The organism is Microbacterium sp. SL75 (genome assembly GCF_026625865.1).
GTDB lineage: Bacteria > Actinomycetota > Actinomycetes > Actinomycetales > Microbacteriaceae > Microbacterium.
On sequence record NZ_CP113067.1, the window covers coordinates 1,580,513 to 1,595,208 of the forward strand.

At 71.4% G+C, this 14,696-nt stretch carries 15 protein-coding genes; 11 read left to right on the forward strand and 4 right to left on the reverse strand.

The window, feature by feature from the left end:
- Nucleotides 1-68: 68 nt before the first annotated feature.
- Complete coding sequence (locus OVA17_RS07350; protein ID WP_267789206.1) at nucleotides 69-725, forward strand: 2'-5' RNA ligase family protein; 657 nt, start codon at nucleotides 69-71, stop codon at nucleotides 723-725.
- 49 nt (nucleotides 726-774) lie between these two features.
- On the opposite strand, the gene OVA17_RS07355 is transcribed toward OVA17_RS07350, so the two are convergent.
- Complete coding sequence (locus OVA17_RS07355; RefSeq protein ID WP_267789208.1) at nucleotides 775-1,611, reverse strand: inositol monophosphatase family protein; 837 nt, start codon at nucleotides 1,609-1,611, stop codon at nucleotides 775-777.
- Between the two features lie 160 nt (nucleotides 1,612-1,771).
- Here OVA17_RS07355 and OVA17_RS07360 point away from each other — a divergent pair, with 160 nt between their 5' ends.
- The 8 genes from OVA17_RS07360 to OVA17_RS07395 all read left to right on the forward strand — a co-directional run bounded on the left by OVA17_RS07360 (nucleotide 1,772) and on the right by OVA17_RS07395 (nucleotide 9,609).
- Nucleotides 1,772-2,716 (forward strand): carbohydrate ABC transporter permease, encoded by a 945-nt coding sequence (locus tag OVA17_RS07360; RefSeq protein WP_103206925.1) that lies wholly within the window; start codon nucleotides 1,772-1,774, stop codon nucleotides 2,714-2,716.
- Nucleotides 2,716-3,552: a carbohydrate ABC transporter permease gene (locus OVA17_RS07365; RefSeq protein ID WP_267789210.1), complete on the forward strand. Its 837-nt coding sequence runs from the start codon at nucleotides 2,716-2,718 to the stop codon at nucleotides 3,550-3,552. Before OVA17_RS07360 ends, OVA17_RS07365 begins: the two co-directional genes overlap by 1 nt.
- 26 nt (nucleotides 3,553-3,578) lie before the next feature.
- Nucleotides 3,579-4,925 (forward strand): ABC transporter substrate-binding protein, encoded by a 1,347-nt coding sequence (locus OVA17_RS07370; protein WP_267789212.1) that lies wholly within the window; start codon nucleotides 3,579-3,581, stop codon nucleotides 4,923-4,925.
- An 86-nt stretch (nucleotides 4,926-5,011) separates the two neighbouring features.
- The gene (locus OVA17_RS07375) at nucleotides 5,012-6,064 is read left to right on the forward strand and encodes a hypothetical protein (RefSeq protein WP_267789214.1); all 1,053 of its coding nucleotides are present in this window, start codon (nucleotides 5,012-5,014) and stop codon (nucleotides 6,062-6,064) included.
- Nucleotides 6,065-6,111: 47 nt separating this feature from the next.
- Nucleotides 6,112-6,477 carry a fluoride efflux transporter FluC gene (locus tag OVA17_RS07380; RefSeq protein WP_074696312.1) on the forward strand — a complete coding sequence of 122 codons (366 nt, stop codon included), beginning with the start codon at nucleotides 6,112-6,114 and terminating at the stop codon, nucleotides 6,475-6,477.
- A 90-nt stretch (nucleotides 6,478-6,567) separates the two neighbouring features.
- A complete protein-coding gene (locus OVA17_RS07385; protein WP_267789215.1) occupies nucleotides 6,568-7,497 on the forward strand; it encodes a carbohydrate kinase family protein in 930 nt (309 codons plus the stop codon).
- Complete coding sequence (locus OVA17_RS07390) at nucleotides 7,494-8,141, forward strand: class II aldolase/adducin family protein (RefSeq protein WP_267789216.1); 648 nt, start codon at nucleotides 7,494-7,496, stop codon at nucleotides 8,139-8,141. Before OVA17_RS07385 ends, OVA17_RS07390 begins: the two co-directional genes overlap by 4 nt.
- 1 nt (nucleotide 8,142) lies before the next feature.
- The gene (locus tag OVA17_RS07395) at nucleotides 8,143-9,609 is read left to right on the forward strand and encodes an aldehyde dehydrogenase family protein (protein ID WP_267789218.1); all 1,467 of its coding nucleotides are present in this window, start codon (nucleotides 8,143-8,145) and stop codon (nucleotides 9,607-9,609) included.
- A gap of 45 nt (nucleotides 9,610-9,654) precedes the next feature.
- On the opposite strand, the gene OVA17_RS07400 is transcribed toward OVA17_RS07395, so the two are convergent.
- From OVA17_RS07400 to OVA17_RS07410, 3 genes are all read right to left on the reverse strand, one after another.
- Nucleotides 9,655-10,932, reverse strand: a complete 1,278-nt coding sequence (locus OVA17_RS07400) for an MFS transporter (RefSeq protein WP_267789220.1) — start codon at nucleotides 10,930-10,932, stop codon at nucleotides 9,655-9,657.
- Entirely contained in the window at nucleotides 10,929-11,999 is a 1,071-nt protein-coding gene (locus OVA17_RS07405) for an alpha/beta hydrolase (RefSeq protein ID WP_267789222.1), read from the reverse strand. The genes OVA17_RS07400 and OVA17_RS07405 overlap by 4 nt, the downstream gene beginning before the upstream one ends.
- Before the next feature lie 143 nt (nucleotides 12,000-12,142).
- Nucleotides 12,143-12,778, reverse strand: a complete 636-nt coding sequence (locus OVA17_RS07410) for a TetR/AcrR family transcriptional regulator (RefSeq protein WP_218026333.1) — start codon at nucleotides 12,776-12,778, stop codon at nucleotides 12,143-12,145.
- 56 nt (nucleotides 12,779-12,834) lie between these two features.
- On the opposite strand from OVA17_RS07410, the gene OVA17_RS07415 reads away from it, so the two are divergent.
- Nucleotides 12,835-14,256, forward strand: coding sequence for a flavin monoamine oxidase family protein (locus tag OVA17_RS07415; RefSeq protein ID WP_267789223.1), 1,422 nt, complete (start codon nucleotides 12,835-12,837; stop codon nucleotides 14,254-14,256).
- Nucleotides 14,253-14,696, forward strand: coding sequence for a hypothetical protein (locus OVA17_RS07420; protein WP_103206916.1), 444 nt, complete (start codon nucleotides 14,253-14,255; stop codon nucleotides 14,694-14,696). The genes OVA17_RS07415 and OVA17_RS07420 overlap by 4 nt, the downstream gene beginning before the upstream one ends.

Sequence of the window (14,696 nt, forward strand, 5' to 3'; positions counted from 1 at the left end):
GTCGACCGGCGCGCGACCGTTCCGCGGAGAATGGGGAACGTTCCCTATCGGCATCACGGAGAGTCCGCATGAACGACCACATCGCCCACAAGCTGCCCCGAGACGACAGCGATCCCTTCCGCTACGGCATCTATCTGCGTCCCGACGCGAAGACCTGCCGCGCGGTGACCGCGGTGACCGACCAGCTGCGCGCTCAGTACGGCTTGCTCTCCGCGGGCGCGTTCCCCCCGCACGCCACCCTCGTGGGCAGTCAGCCGTTCGGATTCTCGGAGCCCGCTGTCGTCGACGCGCTCACCGAGCTGCTCGACGGTCGCCCGGCCTTCACCGTGCACAACGCCGGCGTCCGCGCGCAGGGTCGGGGCTACGTCTACGACGTGAGTGAGAACCCCGACGGCTCGGTGAACGACGACCTGGTGAGTCTGGCTCGCGACATCGAGGCGACGGTCGCCCCGTTCCGCGCGCCGATGAACAACCCCCTGCCCAACGACTTCGTCCCGGAGCTCTACCGCGGACACCTCTCGCTCGCGTCGCACGACCTGTACGTGCGTCCCGACCTGTACGAAGAGGTGGGGGAGTTCATCCGAGAGCTCGACGTCCCCGTCCCCGGCGGCTTCCCGGGACGCACGGTGGTGATGTACCGCACCTCGAGCCCCGATTGGTCGGGACGCTGGTGGCAGACGATGACGTGGGAGCACGTGCGCACCTGGAATCTCGCCGGGGCGTAGGCCGCTCGGACGTGTCCGGATGCCGCACGGTCGCGGCATCCGGACGCTCTCACTGCCCGGCCGGCATCCACTGCCCGGACAGGGCGCGCAGGCGTCGAATGAGCACTCCGTGCTCTCCGCCCGCTCCCTCCGCGACGTAGTCGAGGCTCTCCTGGGCGCGAGCGACCTCGACGCCGGAGCGGAAGCCCGTGTACGTGCCACCGGCCCGTTCGAGGATGTGGGCTCCGGCGGCCACGTCCCAGGGGTGGGTATCGAAGCCCATCGTGGCGTCCGCCCATCCGGCCGCGACGTGCGCGAGGTTCAGTGCCCCGCTGCCGGTGCTGTGGTGGTGCTGGTACGTGCGCGTGATCTCGGCGAGCAGGTCGAAGGCGCCCTCGCCCAGGAGGTCGACGTCGTGCTGTCCGGGAAAGCTCGTGAGCAGGGTGGAGAGTTCGGCGGGGCCGGACGCCGATCGCATCGGGACCCCGTTCACGTGGGCGTGCTCCCTGTCGGCCGAGAACATGTTGTCTGCGACGGGGTCGAACACGACGCCCGCGACGACCTCGCCGTCGAGCTCGGCGGCGATCGAGATGCACCAGTAGGCGAGACCGCGCGCGAAGTTGGCGGTGCCGTCGATCGGGTCGATGATCCATCGCAGGGGTGCGTCGCCCGAGCTGCCGGTCTCTTCGCCCAGGATCACCGAGTCGGGTGCGCCGTCCTGGAGGATCCCGGCGATGGTGGCCTCGGCCGCTCTGTCGTGGATCGTCACGACGTCGTGCACGTCGCGCTTGAACGACACGCTCATGTCGGAGCGGAACGCGGCGAGCAGTGCCGGCGCGGCGGATCTCGCGGCCCTCTCGGCCAGGGCGCGAAGGTCGTCGGGGGAGGGGGAGGGGTGCGTGGTCATGGTTCTCCTCGGGGGTCAGGGGGATTGATTCAGGTGCTCGTGAACGCCGCGTGAACGCTCGGCGACCGCTCGCCGGTCGCCTTGACCTCGTCTCTCGCGGTGTCGCAGAGTGAGTCCGTCATCAAAAAAGGGAACGTTCCCTATGACGGAAAGGTAGCCGATGTCGCTCTCGACACTCGACCGCCGGCCGACGCTCGCCGACCGTCGTCGGCCGGCTTCGACCCTGGCCTGGCGGCGCGCCGACCGACGCGTGGGTGCCGCTCTGATGGTTCCGGCGCTCGCGGTCTTCGCCGTCTTCGTCTTCTTTCCCCTCGGCCGGGTCGTCTGGCTCAGCACCCAGGGAACCGACATCTTCGGCCAGGCCGCCGGGTTCGTGGGGACGAAGAACTTCGCGACGATCTTCACCGATCCCCAGTTCGGCGACACGCTGTGGCGGACGGCCGTGTTCTGCGTCGCGGTCGTGGTCGGTCGCATCGTCGTCGGGCTGCTCATCGTCATCCCGTTGACGGCGAAGCTCCGCGGCATCCGCGTCTTCCGCGCCCTGCTGACCTCGCCCCTCGTGGCCTCGGTCTCGGTGGCCTCGGTCGCCTTCGCCGCGATGCTCGCTCCGGCCGGCGGGCTGGTCAACTCCGTGATCGCGCGCTTCGGGGGCACGCCGGTGCCGTGGCTGACCAGCACCCAGTGGGCCATGCCGAGCGTGATCGCCGTCACCGTGTGGGGATCTCTCGGATTCACCGTGCTGCTGCTGCTCGGGGCCTTCGGCGCGATCGATCCCGACGTGATCGAGGCGGCCCACCTCGACGGGGCGGGTCCCCTCCGCACGCTCTGGTCGATCTCTCTGCCGCTGATCACGCCGACCCTGTTCTTCATCGTGGTCACCGGTGCCGTCGAGGCGCTCACGACGTTCGGGCAGATCCAGATCCTCACCGGCGGCGGCCCGGCGAACTCGACGACGACGCTGGTCTACACGATCTATCAGGCGGCGTTCGGGGCGGGGAGCGCCAACTTCGGCATCGCCGCGGCAGTGGGCGTCGTGCTGTTCCTGCTCGTGCTCGGCCTCTCGCTCGTCCAGTTCGGCATCCTCGAGAAGCGAGTGAACTACTGATGGCGCGGCCGCTGTCCGTCCGCGCGCGTCTGCGGAGCACCCTTCTCTACGTCTGGCTCGTCGTGGCGGTGACCGTGGTGTGCTTCCCGCTCTACTACGTCTTCGAGGGCGCGCTCACGCCGACCGCCTGGCTCGACGAGGGCCTCGAGGGTCTTCTGCCCATCCACCTGACGCTCGACAATGTGATCCGCGCCACCCAGGTCATCCCGCTCGGCCACCAGTTCGTCAACAGCGTCGTGGTGACGCTGGTGCAGACGTTCTTCCAGGTCGCCATCGGCATCGCCACCGCCTACGCCCTCGTCTTCTGCGGCCTGCGGGGCACGCGCGCCCTCTTCCTGCTGATCCTGTCGAGCATGATGGTGCCGGGCGAGACGATCCTCATCGCGAACTATCTGACGATCTCGTCGTGGCGGCTGATCGACACCCTGCCGGCGGTGTTCTTGCCGTTCCTGGCCTCAGCGCTGAGCATCTTCCTCTTCCGGCAGGCGTTCCTCAGTTTCCCAGGGGAGCTGCGCGACGCCGCCCTCCTCGACGGGGCCGGGCACGTCCGCTTCATTCGATCGATGCTGCTGCCGATCGTGCAGCCGACGCTCATCTCGGTGACGCTCGTGAGCGCGACCGCCGCATGGAACGGCTTCTTCTGGCCGTTGCTCGTGACCAACTCTCCCGAGAACCGCACGGTCCAGGTCGGCATCGCTCAGCTCTCGAGCGCCGAGGCCGCCGACGTCGGCGTGGTGCTCGCCGGCGCGGCCATGGTCACCCTCCCCGTTCTCCTCCTCGTGCTGCTCGCGCAGCGCTTCCTCGCCGGCGGGATCACCGCCGGCGCCCTCAAATAAGACCCGACAGAAAGAAACCCGAGCCCATGTCTCTGCGCCCCCGCCCCACGATCGCGGCGACCGCCGCGGGAGCCGCCCTCCTCCTCGCCCTCGCCGGGTGCACGGCATCCGGATCCTCCTCCGGAGCCGACTCCGGCCCCGTGACCCTCCAGTTCTGGCACGAGATGAGCGGACCGGCGGCGACCGAGCTCGACGCCCTCGTGTCGCAGTTCAACAGCGAGCACGACGGCGAGATCACCGTCGACTCCTCGTTCCAGGGGTCGTACGCCGACGCCCAGACGAAGTACACCGCCGCCGTGCAGTCGGGCACGACCCCCGACGTCCTGATGATGAACGACATCTCGACGGGCTTCATGGTCGACTCGAAGAAGACCATCCCCCTCTCGACCCTTGCCGAGGGCGACGCCTCGTTCTCTCTCGACAGCTTCCCGCCGGCGGTCAGCGCGTACTACGGCGACGGCGCGGACGGACTCGCCGCCATGCCGTTCGCGGTGTCGCAGCCGGTCATGTACCTCGATCGCGACCTCGTGACGCGCTCGGGGCTGAATCCCGACTCCCCGCCGCGCACGCTCGCCGAGGTGGCCTCGTGGGCCGAGAAGATCCACGCGGCGACCGGCGCCTCGGGCCTGACGATGAACATGTCGGACTCGTGGATGATCGAGCAGATGTCGGCGGCCGGCGGGGGGGACTTCTGCACCCCCGACAACGGTCGCGGCTCCGACCGCGTCACCGGACTGCAGCTCACCTCGCCGACGCAGGTGGGCTTCATGCAGCGACTGCAGACGCTGTTCCAGGACGGCACGATGCTCAACCCCGGCACCGACAACAGCGCGATGGTCTCGGCCTTCGCGAGCGGCAAGGTGGGCATCATGCTCACCTCGACCGGCGCCTATACGACGGCGGACCCGAAGAAGACCGCCTCGACGGTCGCTGCCTTCCCCTCCACCGCCGAGTCCGACGACGCGGGCGTGGTCATCGGCGGCAACGCGCTCTGGATCTCGGGTGACGGGCACTCCGACGCGCAGCAGCGCGCGGCCTACGCCTTCGTGAGCTTCCTGCACTCGGCCGAGGTGCAGGCGGCGTGGGCGAAGGCCACCGGTTATCTCGCGTCGAACACGGGCGCGGCCTCCACCGCGACCGGGACGGCCTCGCTCGCCGACCCGAACGTGAAGGCGATGGCCGACCAGCTCGCGAACACTCCGGCGTCGAACGCCGCGGCGGGCTGCCGCACGGGTGCTTTCCCCTCGCTGCGCTCGACCGTCATCGGGGCGTTCACCCAGGTCGCCGAGGGAGCCGACGTGACCTCGACCATGTCGGATGCCGAGACGAAGGCAGCGTCGCAGATCGCCGCCTACAACACCGCGGCGGGCTGAGTCGGGAGCTCTCCGCCCGCGCTCCCGGTCTGTCAAGGCGGCCGGGAGCGCGGGCCTTCGCGACGACGGGCTGAGAGGATCGACGCGTGACGGACGACCTCTCGCCCTCGGCCGCGTCCCGCCGGTCTCGCCGGAGGGTCGGTGTCGATGATCCGGACGCATCCCCCACGCGCCTCTACGCCCTGCTGACCCCGGAGGCCCGCGCCCTGTACGAGCTGGTCCCGGGCGCGCAGGAGCTGTTCCGACCGACCGCGGCCTCGTCCTCGGGGCTGCGGCGAGGGCTCCGGCAGGACGACGCGTTCCGCAACCTGCTCCGGGCGGCGATGCAGGGAACGGCGGAGCCGCGCGGATGGCATCGCAACGAATGGTCCGACGAGGAGGTCGCTCGCGCGGCCGCGGACCCGCAGCTGCTCGCGGCAGCCCGGGCGATGTCGAAACGGAACGCACGGGTCGACTGGCGCGCGACGTGGAAGAAACGCCGCCAGCGCGAGACGGCGGTGCTGGCGGTCTTCACGTACTCGCTGATGGCCATCCCCGCAGCCCTCGTCGTCAACCTCCCGTGGCTCGCGGGCGTGGGCGCCGTCGGCGTGCTCGCCGTGGTGGGGTATCTGCTCGTCCGCCGCGTCGAGAACCGGCCAGCCCCCGCTCCTCATCCCCTCCCCGCCCTCAGCGATCCCCCCGCGGACGACGGCGTCCCTCGACCTCTCTTCGTCGTCGAGCGCGCCCCCTCGCAGCATCTGATCGCGCGCGGCACCGGTCTCGTCTTCCTGGCGGGCGCCGTCGTCCTCGCGGTCGGGGAGATCATCGAGGGCGGTCCGCTCGCCGCTGTCGGGGTGACCGTGTGGCTGGGCACCCTCGGTGTTCTCGGCGCGATCATCTTCCTCTGGGCGCTGTCCGCCGGGCGCGCGCGCATCGTCGGCTTCGACGATCACCTGGTCGTCCGCCCGGGACTCCGCCGGTCGCGGGTGGTTGCGGCATCCGAGATCGCGGAACTCTCGCTGCTGTCGGGCGGTCGGCTTCGGGGCGCGGACGCGCGGGGTCGCCGATTGTTCGAGGCGATGAGCGTGTACGACGACTTCCCCGACCTCGTGGCGTGGCTCGAGGCCAAGACGCCGCGGCAGTGGGCCGACATCGGGTAACGCCGCTCAGGTGCGTCGGGCCGCGGGCGTAAGGTGGCGCGGTGAGCATGTGGCGGGATGTGGGCCTCGTCGCCGTCGGCGGCGCGATCGGTACGGCCGTACGCGCCGGTCTCACCCTGGCGCTCGGCGAAGACCTGGGCCCGGCCCTCGTGCCGCTGATCAACGTCGTCGGGGCGTTCGCGATCGGCATCCTGTACGGCTGGAGAGCACGGATGCCGGAGTCCTCGCGTGCGCAGCGCGTGCAGCTGTTCATCGGGACCGGCATCCTGGGCGGGTTCACCACCTACAGCTCGCTCGCCGTCGAGTCGGCCGACCTCGGCCTGCTCTGGTGGGGGGTGGCGACGGTCGTCGTCGGGACGGCGGCGGCCTGGGGCGGCGTACTCCTCGGCCGTGGTGGGCGGGCTTCGCGCTGACGCTTGTCGAACCCGGCGAGAAAGTGGTACAAATGTGCCACTTACCGTCGTGGGTTCGCCGCGCCGGTCACCCGACCCGGAGGTTCGACGATGAACGCCGCCCCCTCGATCGTCACGCTCGGAGCCCACGTGCTCGACACGATCGTCCAGCCCGTCGATGAGATCCCCGAGGGGCAGGGCTCGCTCCTCGTCGACGAGATCGTGATGTCCGCAGCGGGACCCGCCGGCGGCACCGCGCTCGTGCTCAACAAGCTCGGCGCGCGCGTGGTCACGAGCGGGGCCGTGGGCGACGACGTCGCCGGACGCGTGCTGGTCGGCCTGCTCGGTGACGCCGGCATCGACGTGTCGAACCTGCGCACCGACGAACTGCCGACCTCGGCATCCGTCCTCCCCATCCGCTCCGACGGGTCGCGACCGGCGCTCCACGTGGTCGGGGCCAACGCGCTCGCCGCCGACGTCGTGCCCTGGGACGCGCTCGCCGCCGCCGACCACGTCCACGTCGGAGCGCCCGAGCTGCTCGGTCCCGAGAACGTCATCGAGATCCTGGAGTACGCCCGTCGGCACGGAGCGACGACGTCGCTCGACTTCCTCATCGGCGGCGACCCCGCGTTCTACGCGCTCATCGAGCCCCTGCTCGCGCACACCGACTACGTGCTCCCCAACGCCGAGCAGGCCATCGGCTGGACCGGCGCCGACGACCTGCCCGCCGCCGCCCGCGCCCTGCACGCGGCGGGAGCAGCGGTCGTCGCGTGCACCAACGGCGGCGACGACATCGTGGTGGTCGACGGCGGCGACCTCGAGTTCGTCCCCATCGTGCCCGCGGAACCGGTCGACACCAGCGGCGGCGGAGACGCCTTCTCGGCCGGCTTCGTCTTCGCCAAACTCCGCGGGTGGTCCTCGCGCGACGCCGCGCGCTTCGGATCGGCCACCGCCGCACAGGTCGTCGCCGGCGTGGGTACCGATCACGGCGCGTACGACGCGGCATCCATCGACGCTCTACTCTCGACGGGAGCGCTGTGATCGCGACCGGTGTGCGAGAAGCCGTGGCGGACGCCTGCCGTGCGCTCGCGGCGCAGGGACTCGTCAAGGTAACGGCGGGCAACGTCAGCGTGCGCGTGGACGGCGGGATCGCCATCACCGCGACCGGGGTCGTCTTCGCCGACGCGGTCGCCGACGACGTCGTGATCGTCGACGGCGAGAAGAGAGTCGTCGAGGGGGCGCTCGCCCCGAGCTCCGAGCTCGACCTGCACCGCGCGGCCTACGCCGACGAGGCCGTCGGGGCCGTCGTGCACACGCACGCCCCCGCGGCGATCGCCCTCTCACTCGTCTCGGACCGACTGCCCTGCGTGCACTACCAACAGCTCGCCCTCGGGGGCGAGATCGAGGTGGTGCCCTTCTCGGTCTTCGGCTCGGCCGAGCTCGCCGCGGCCACGGGCGACGCCCTCGCCGCAGCCAACGCCGCGATTCTCGCCCACCACGGCGCCGTCACCACGGGCCGAGACCTCGCCGACGCGGTGACGAACACCGCCCTGCTCGAGTGGGCGTGCGACATCTACCTGCGCGCGCGAGCGGTGGCGGTGCCCGCCGAACTCAGCCCCGAGCAGCAGGCCGCGGTGCTCACCGCCGCGGTCTCGACCGGGTACGGACAGAAGCACGGAGCGTGACATGGATGCCGTGACCGCCGACACCTTCGACTCGCTGAGCCCTCTCGATGGGCGCGTCGTCGACACCTTCCCGGTGCGGGGCCCCGCCGAGGTGGTGTCGGCGGTGGACCGCGCGCGGCGCGCGGCGCGCGAGTGGCGGTCCCTCGGTTTCGAGGGGCGGCGGCGCGCGCTGCAGGCCTGGCGGCGCGACATCGTGGCGCACCTCGACGACCTCATCGCCGTGGTGCGCGCCGAGACCGGCAAGCCCCGTGGCGACGCCCGGCTCGAGATCATGCTCGCCCTCGACCACCTGGCCTGGGCGGCGACCCACGCGCGCCCGGTCCTGCGTCGGCGTCGCGTGGGCGCGGGGGTGCTGATGCTCAACCAGTCGGCGAGCGTCGGATACACCCCGTACGGCGTGGTCGGGGTCATCGGCCCGTGGAACTACCCGGTCTTCACGCCCATGGGCTCGATCGCGTACGCGCTCGCCGCGGGCAACGCCGTGGTGTTCAAGCCCAGCGAGTACACCCCCGGCGTGGGCGTGTGGCTGCAGCGCTCCTTCGTGCGCGCGGGCGGGTCGGCCGATGTCTTCGCCGTGGTGACCGGTCTCGGGCCCACCGGCGCTGCCCTCTGCCGCTCGGGTGTCGACAAGGTGGCCTTCACCGGATCGACCGCGACGGGCAAGGCCGTCATGGCCGCGTGCGCCGAGAGCCTCACCCCGGTCGTGATCGAGGCGGGCGGCAAAGACGCCCTCCTCGTCGACGAGGACGCCGATCTCGCGGCCGCGGCCGAGGCGGCCGTCTGGGGCGCGTACTCGAACGCGGGTCAGACCTGCATCGGCATCGAGCGCGTCTACGCGCACGCGAAGATCTACGACCGCTTCGTCGAGGCCGTCGCCGAGCGCACGCGCGAGCTCCGCGCCGGCGCCGACGACGCCGCGACGCTCGGTCCGCTCACCATGCCGCGCCAGGCCGACGTGGTCCGGGCGCACGTCGCCGACGCGCTCGCGCGGGGCGCGACGGCGCGCGTCGGATCGACCCCGGCGCCCGGGGTCACCCTGCAACCCGTCCTCCTCACCGACGTCGACGAGGAGGCGGACGCCGTGCGCGAAGAGACCTTCGGCCCGACCCTGGTCGTCAACCGCGTGGCATCCATGGACGAGGCCGTCGAGAAGGCCAACGCCGTGCGGTACGGACTGTCGGGCTCGGTGTTCTCTCGGAGGCGGGGGAGCGAGCTCGCCCTGCGCCTGCGCGGAGGCATGATCGCGATCAACTCGGTCATCTCGTTCGCCGCGGTCCCCGCCCTCCCCTTCGGCGGGGTGGGCGATTCCGGGTTCGGGCGCATCCACGGGGCGGACGGTCTGCGTGAGTTCGCGTACCCGAAGGCGCTGACCCGTCAGCGCTTCCCGCTGCTGACGTTGACCACGATGCGGCGCACCGCGAAGGTCGACCGTCTCGTCGAGCGCATCATCCGGCTGCTCTACGGCTGAGCCGGAACGGCGCGGATGCCGCGGGCTCCCGGCATCCGTCGACGATCACCGCACCGAGCGCACCCGCATGATGATGACCGAGCCGAGCAGGCCCGCCAGCCCGCTCGCGAGGAACAGCCCCGAGAACCCGCCGAACAGCACCACGGCCCCCGCCCCGAGCAGGGGACCGAACGCCTGCGGGCCGGCGAGGGCGATATTCATGATCCCGACGTCCTTGCCGCGCGTCTCGGCCGAGGGCAGCACCTGCGTGGCCAGGGCCTGGTCGACGGCGAAGAAGCACCCCTGACCGAGCCCGAGCAGCACGGCGCCGATCACCGCGGTCGACTCGGCCGGGGCGACGGCGAGGAGCAGGGCCGAGACGGCTTGAGCGACCCCCGAGGCGAGGACGAACACGCGACGGCGCTGAACCACGTCGCTGAGCTTGCCGAGGGCGACGGATGCCACGATCGTCACGACCATGTAGATCACCGTCGTGAAGACGAGGAAGCCGGTCGGATCGGCCACCCTCAGCGCGAAGGTGAAGAAGTACAGCAGCATCGTCGTGGCGATCGCGTTGCCGAGGTTGATGAGCACACGGCTCGCGACGGTCCACGCGAAGTCGGGGTGACGCCGGGGGTCGACCCAGATCGACGAGAGGATCGTGCGGACGGTGAGCGGACCCAGCAGCGCCGCCTCGGACGTCGTCAGCGGAACGTCGCGCAGAACGAGCAGGAACGGCACGGCCAGGCCTACGCAGCACACGGCCAGCGCGAGGTAGCCCGAAGCCGTCGTGGTGAACACCGCGGTGACCAGCACGATCCCCAGCAGGATGCCGATCGCGTTCGGTGCTGAGATCCAGCCCGACACGAGCCCCCGCTGCCCCGCGGGCACGCGGTCGGCCATGACGGCGGTGAGGGCGGCGGAGGCCATGCAGAAGCCCATCATCACCGCGGTCCACATCGTCACCGTGCCGAGCGACTCGGTCTGGACGCCGAGCAGCGCGAGACCGACGGCCGCGAGCACGACACCGCCGAGGATCCAGGGGCGACGGCGTCCGAACCGAGACCGGGTCCGGTCGCTCAGCGCACCGACGATCGGGTAGGCGATGACCACGAACGTCCCCGCCACGGCGCTGACCAGGCCGTAGGTGACGAGCGAGACGAGCCAGTCGTCCGAGGTGTGCTGCGCGGCGATCTGCAGGGGCAGCAGTACCTGCACCGGGACGAGCTGCGCCATCCACAGTCCGAGCCACACCCCGGCGAAGGCCGCGATCCAGCCCGCGCGAACGGGGCGGGTGGGTTCGGCGTAGGCGGTGAGGGGGGCGGGCGTCGCGTCAGCGGTCACCGGATGCCGCCCGTCCGCGCCGCCGCGAGCGTCGTCACGGCCCAGCGGCCGGCATCCGCCACGGCGTCGCGCGCATCGCGCAGCGCCCCGCAGGCGTTGAAGAACCCGTGGATCTGGCCGGTGTGGGTCACGAGGTGCGTTGCGACACCGGCGGCCTCGAGACGCTCGGCGTAGGCGACGCCCTCGTCGCGGAGCACGTCGAAACCCGACACCGCGACATACGCCGGGGCCAGGCCCGAGAGATCCTCGGCGCGCAGGGGCGAGACCAGCGGATCATCGGCGCTTCCGCCGCCGCTCAGGTAGTGCGCGGCGTACCAGTCCATCTGCGCCTCCGTGAGGAAGAAACCGTCGGCGAACAGCGCGTACGAGTTGTGCTTGCGCGAGAGGTCGGTGACGGGACAGAACAGGATCTGGAACGCCGGGGCGCCCTCGGCATCGTCCCGGGTGACCGACGCCACGACCGCCGAGAGGTTGCCGCCCGCGCTCTCGCCGCCGACGCCGACCGTGTCAGCGGTCGCGCCGAACCTCGAGGCGTTGTCGCGGACCCACCGGAAGGCGTCGACGCTGTCGTCGAGCCCCGCCGGGAACGGCGCTTCGGGGGCCAGTCGGTAGCCGACCGACACCACCGTCATGCCCGAGGTCTTCGCGAGGGTGCGGCACGTGGCATCCGCGCTGTCGACCGATCCGAGCACCCAGCCGCCGCCGTGGAAGTACACGATGATCCCGGATGCCGCGCGATCGAGGTCGGCGCGGTATACGCGTCCTGGAACCCGCCCGGCGCGCGTGGGGATCTCGATGTCGTCCCTCTGCGCGAGCTTCGTCGTCCCGGCGAACGTCCACGCCTCGAGTTCGATGTGCGCGCGGGCCTCGTCGAGGGGGAGCCGCTCGAAGTGTGCGCCGGGCGCGTCATTCATCACGCGCAGAGACGTCTGAACGGCGGGGTGCAGGGTGTTGCCGTCGATCACGACGGGGCGGCCGTTCACCGCGCGGAGGGCCGCGGGCGGAAGCGACCCGAGGGCGCGCGCGCCCCAGCGGAGCAGGTGGTCCTGGGGACGGGGACGGAGCATCGCGGAACCCTTCTGTCGATCACGGCAATGGGATCGACTATCGGGTCACTTTATTGCACACACGTACCGTTTTGTGTGACAAAGATGTGAATTCGACTCGGCGAGGAGGCGACGGGCGCAAGAAACCAGTACGTTTGTGCCAACTAAGCGGGGGAGTGATCCCCCTCGCCCAGCGAAGAGGTCGCGGCGAGGGTCACGAACCCCACGATGGCGGCACGCAGGGCGTGCGCCAGCGACTGAAACTGGACCTCCTCGGAACGGGCGATGCGATGCAGGGCGAAACCGTCGATCAAGGCGACGACCGCAGCGGCGGCGTGCGGATCGGTCACGCCGTTCGTCTGCAGCACGGCCGCCGCGAGCGCCCGCGTCTCGTCGAGGATCTTCTCGACGTGAACACGCAGGGCCGGATGACGCGAGGCGAAGAGGTAGATCTCGAACTGCGCGACCGTGTGGTCCTGCGATTGGCTGCGCACGATCTCGACGAACTCGTCGATCGCCGCCCCGGGGCTGTTCGCGCCCGAGACGAGGACGGAGCGGAACTGCTCGAGCCGCTCGAGCTCGGCCGCCATCGCGTGCGCGACGGCCTCGCCGATCATGTCGTCGAGCGAGTCGAAGAAGTACGTCGTCGACGAGTGCGGCACCCCCGCCGCGGCGGCCACCGACCTGTGCGTGACGGCCGCGATGCCCCCCTCGGCGATGATCGCGATCGTGGCGTCCAACAGCAGCTCGCGACGCGCGCGACCGCGCGCCCGCATCGGCCGGCTCGTCGTCTCGCTCACGCTGTCCTCCTCGCCGACCGGGGTGGTCGGTGTCGCCTTCGGAACGGAGTAAGCCTATGACCGCCTCCCCGCCCTCTGCGGACCGGGCCCCGGCCCCCGACGTCGACGTGGTCGTGGTCGGCGCAGGTCTCTCGGGCCTGACCGCCGCTCACCGGCTTCGCCAGTTCGGCGCGACGGTGGCGGTGTTCGAAGCGGCGCCCCGCGTGGGCGGACGCGTGTCGTCGGCGGAGGTGGCGGGGGTGCACGTCGACCTCGGCGGGACGTTCGTCGGCCCCGGCCAGGATCGCATCCTGGCGCTCGCCGACGAAGTGGGCGTCTCGCGCTATCGGACCTACGCCGCGGGTCGCAACGTCATCCGGTGGCGCGGCGAGCATCGGCGCTACCGGGGCACGGTGCCTCCGGTCGGCGCGAGCCTGCTCGACGTGGGACGGATCCAGCTCACTCTCGACCGCCTGGCGCGCACCGTCCCCCGGGGGAACCCCGCCGCAGCCCCGCAGGCCGCGAACCTGGATGCCGAGAGCCTCGGCTCGTGGCTGCGCCGCTCGCACGCTTCTCCCGCGGCGCGAGAGCTCATCGCGATCGCCGGCCGGACGACGTGGGGGTGCGAGCCCGACGAGATCTCGTTCCTGCACGCTCTGCACTACATCCACCAGGCGGGTGGACTGTCGTCGATGCTCGACACCGAGGGAGGCGCGCAAGAGGAGCACTTCGTCGAGGGCTCGCACGCGATCGCCGAGCGTCTCGCCGACGCGCTCGGGGCTGCCCTGCGGGTGAGCGCTCCGGTGCGGCGCATCGAGACCGCCGCCCAGGGGGTGCGCGTGTCGACGGCCGACGAGACGGTGACCGCTCGCACCGTCGTCGTCGCCGTGCCACCGGCGCTGCGCGGCAGGATCGACTTCGCGCCGGCCCTTCCCCCCTCTCACGCCCAGATGGCCCAGCGATGGCCGGCGGGGGTGCTGTCGAAGGCCTATGCCGTGTACGAGCGGCCGTTCTGGCGCGACCACGACCTGTCGGGGCAGGGGCTCTCCGACACCGGCCCGGTCTTCATCACGTTCGACGCCGGTCCCGCTCGCGCCGGCGCCCCCGGCGTGCTCCTCGGCTTCATCGGCGGGGTCTACGCCCGTGAGTGGGACGAGCTGGCACCCGCCGAGCGCAGAGCGCGGGCGCTGTCGTCCTTCGCCGACCTGTTCGGCCCCCGGGCACTGGATGCCATCGGCTTTATCGACCAGCGCTGGGGCGCCGAGCCCTGGGTCGGCGGCGGCCCCACGGCCGCCCCGGGGCCGGGAGCGGTCGTGCCCTACGCCGGTGCCCTGGCCGCCCCCGTCGGGTCGATCCTCTGGGCCGGGACCGAGACGGCCGATTGCTGGACGGGATTCATGGACGGCGCCGTCCGCGCCGGTGAGCGCGCGGCGCTCCAGGCCCGCGGCATCCTGAGCTCCTTCTCGACCGACCACGAACAGACGGGAGTCGCCCGATGACCTGGCGCCGCGAGTACACGCACCTCACCACCGCCACCGCCGACGCGGTGTGGAAGAGGTGGACCACGCCCGAGGACTGGGCCGTCGACGATCCCGATCTGCGCGAGGCCACCTTCCCCGTGCCCCCGCGCGTCGGTGCATCGGGCCGCGTGGTCAACCACGGAACCCCCGCTCAGCGCTTCACCTTCACTGAGCTGCAGCCGGGGGTCGCGATGAACTTCCGGATCGGCTTGCCGGGGGCGGTGCTGTCGTTCCCACACCGCATGCGCCAGACGCCGAACGGGCTGTCGGTGACGCACGCCGTCGAGATCTCCGGTCCTCTCGCGCTGGTGTTCGGGCCCCTCGTGGGGCGCAAGATCGCCGCGGGCCTGCCGGCTGTCGTCCGCTTGGTGACGACGAATGCGCTCGCCGATATGGCCGCCGACGCGCGCGGGGAGTAG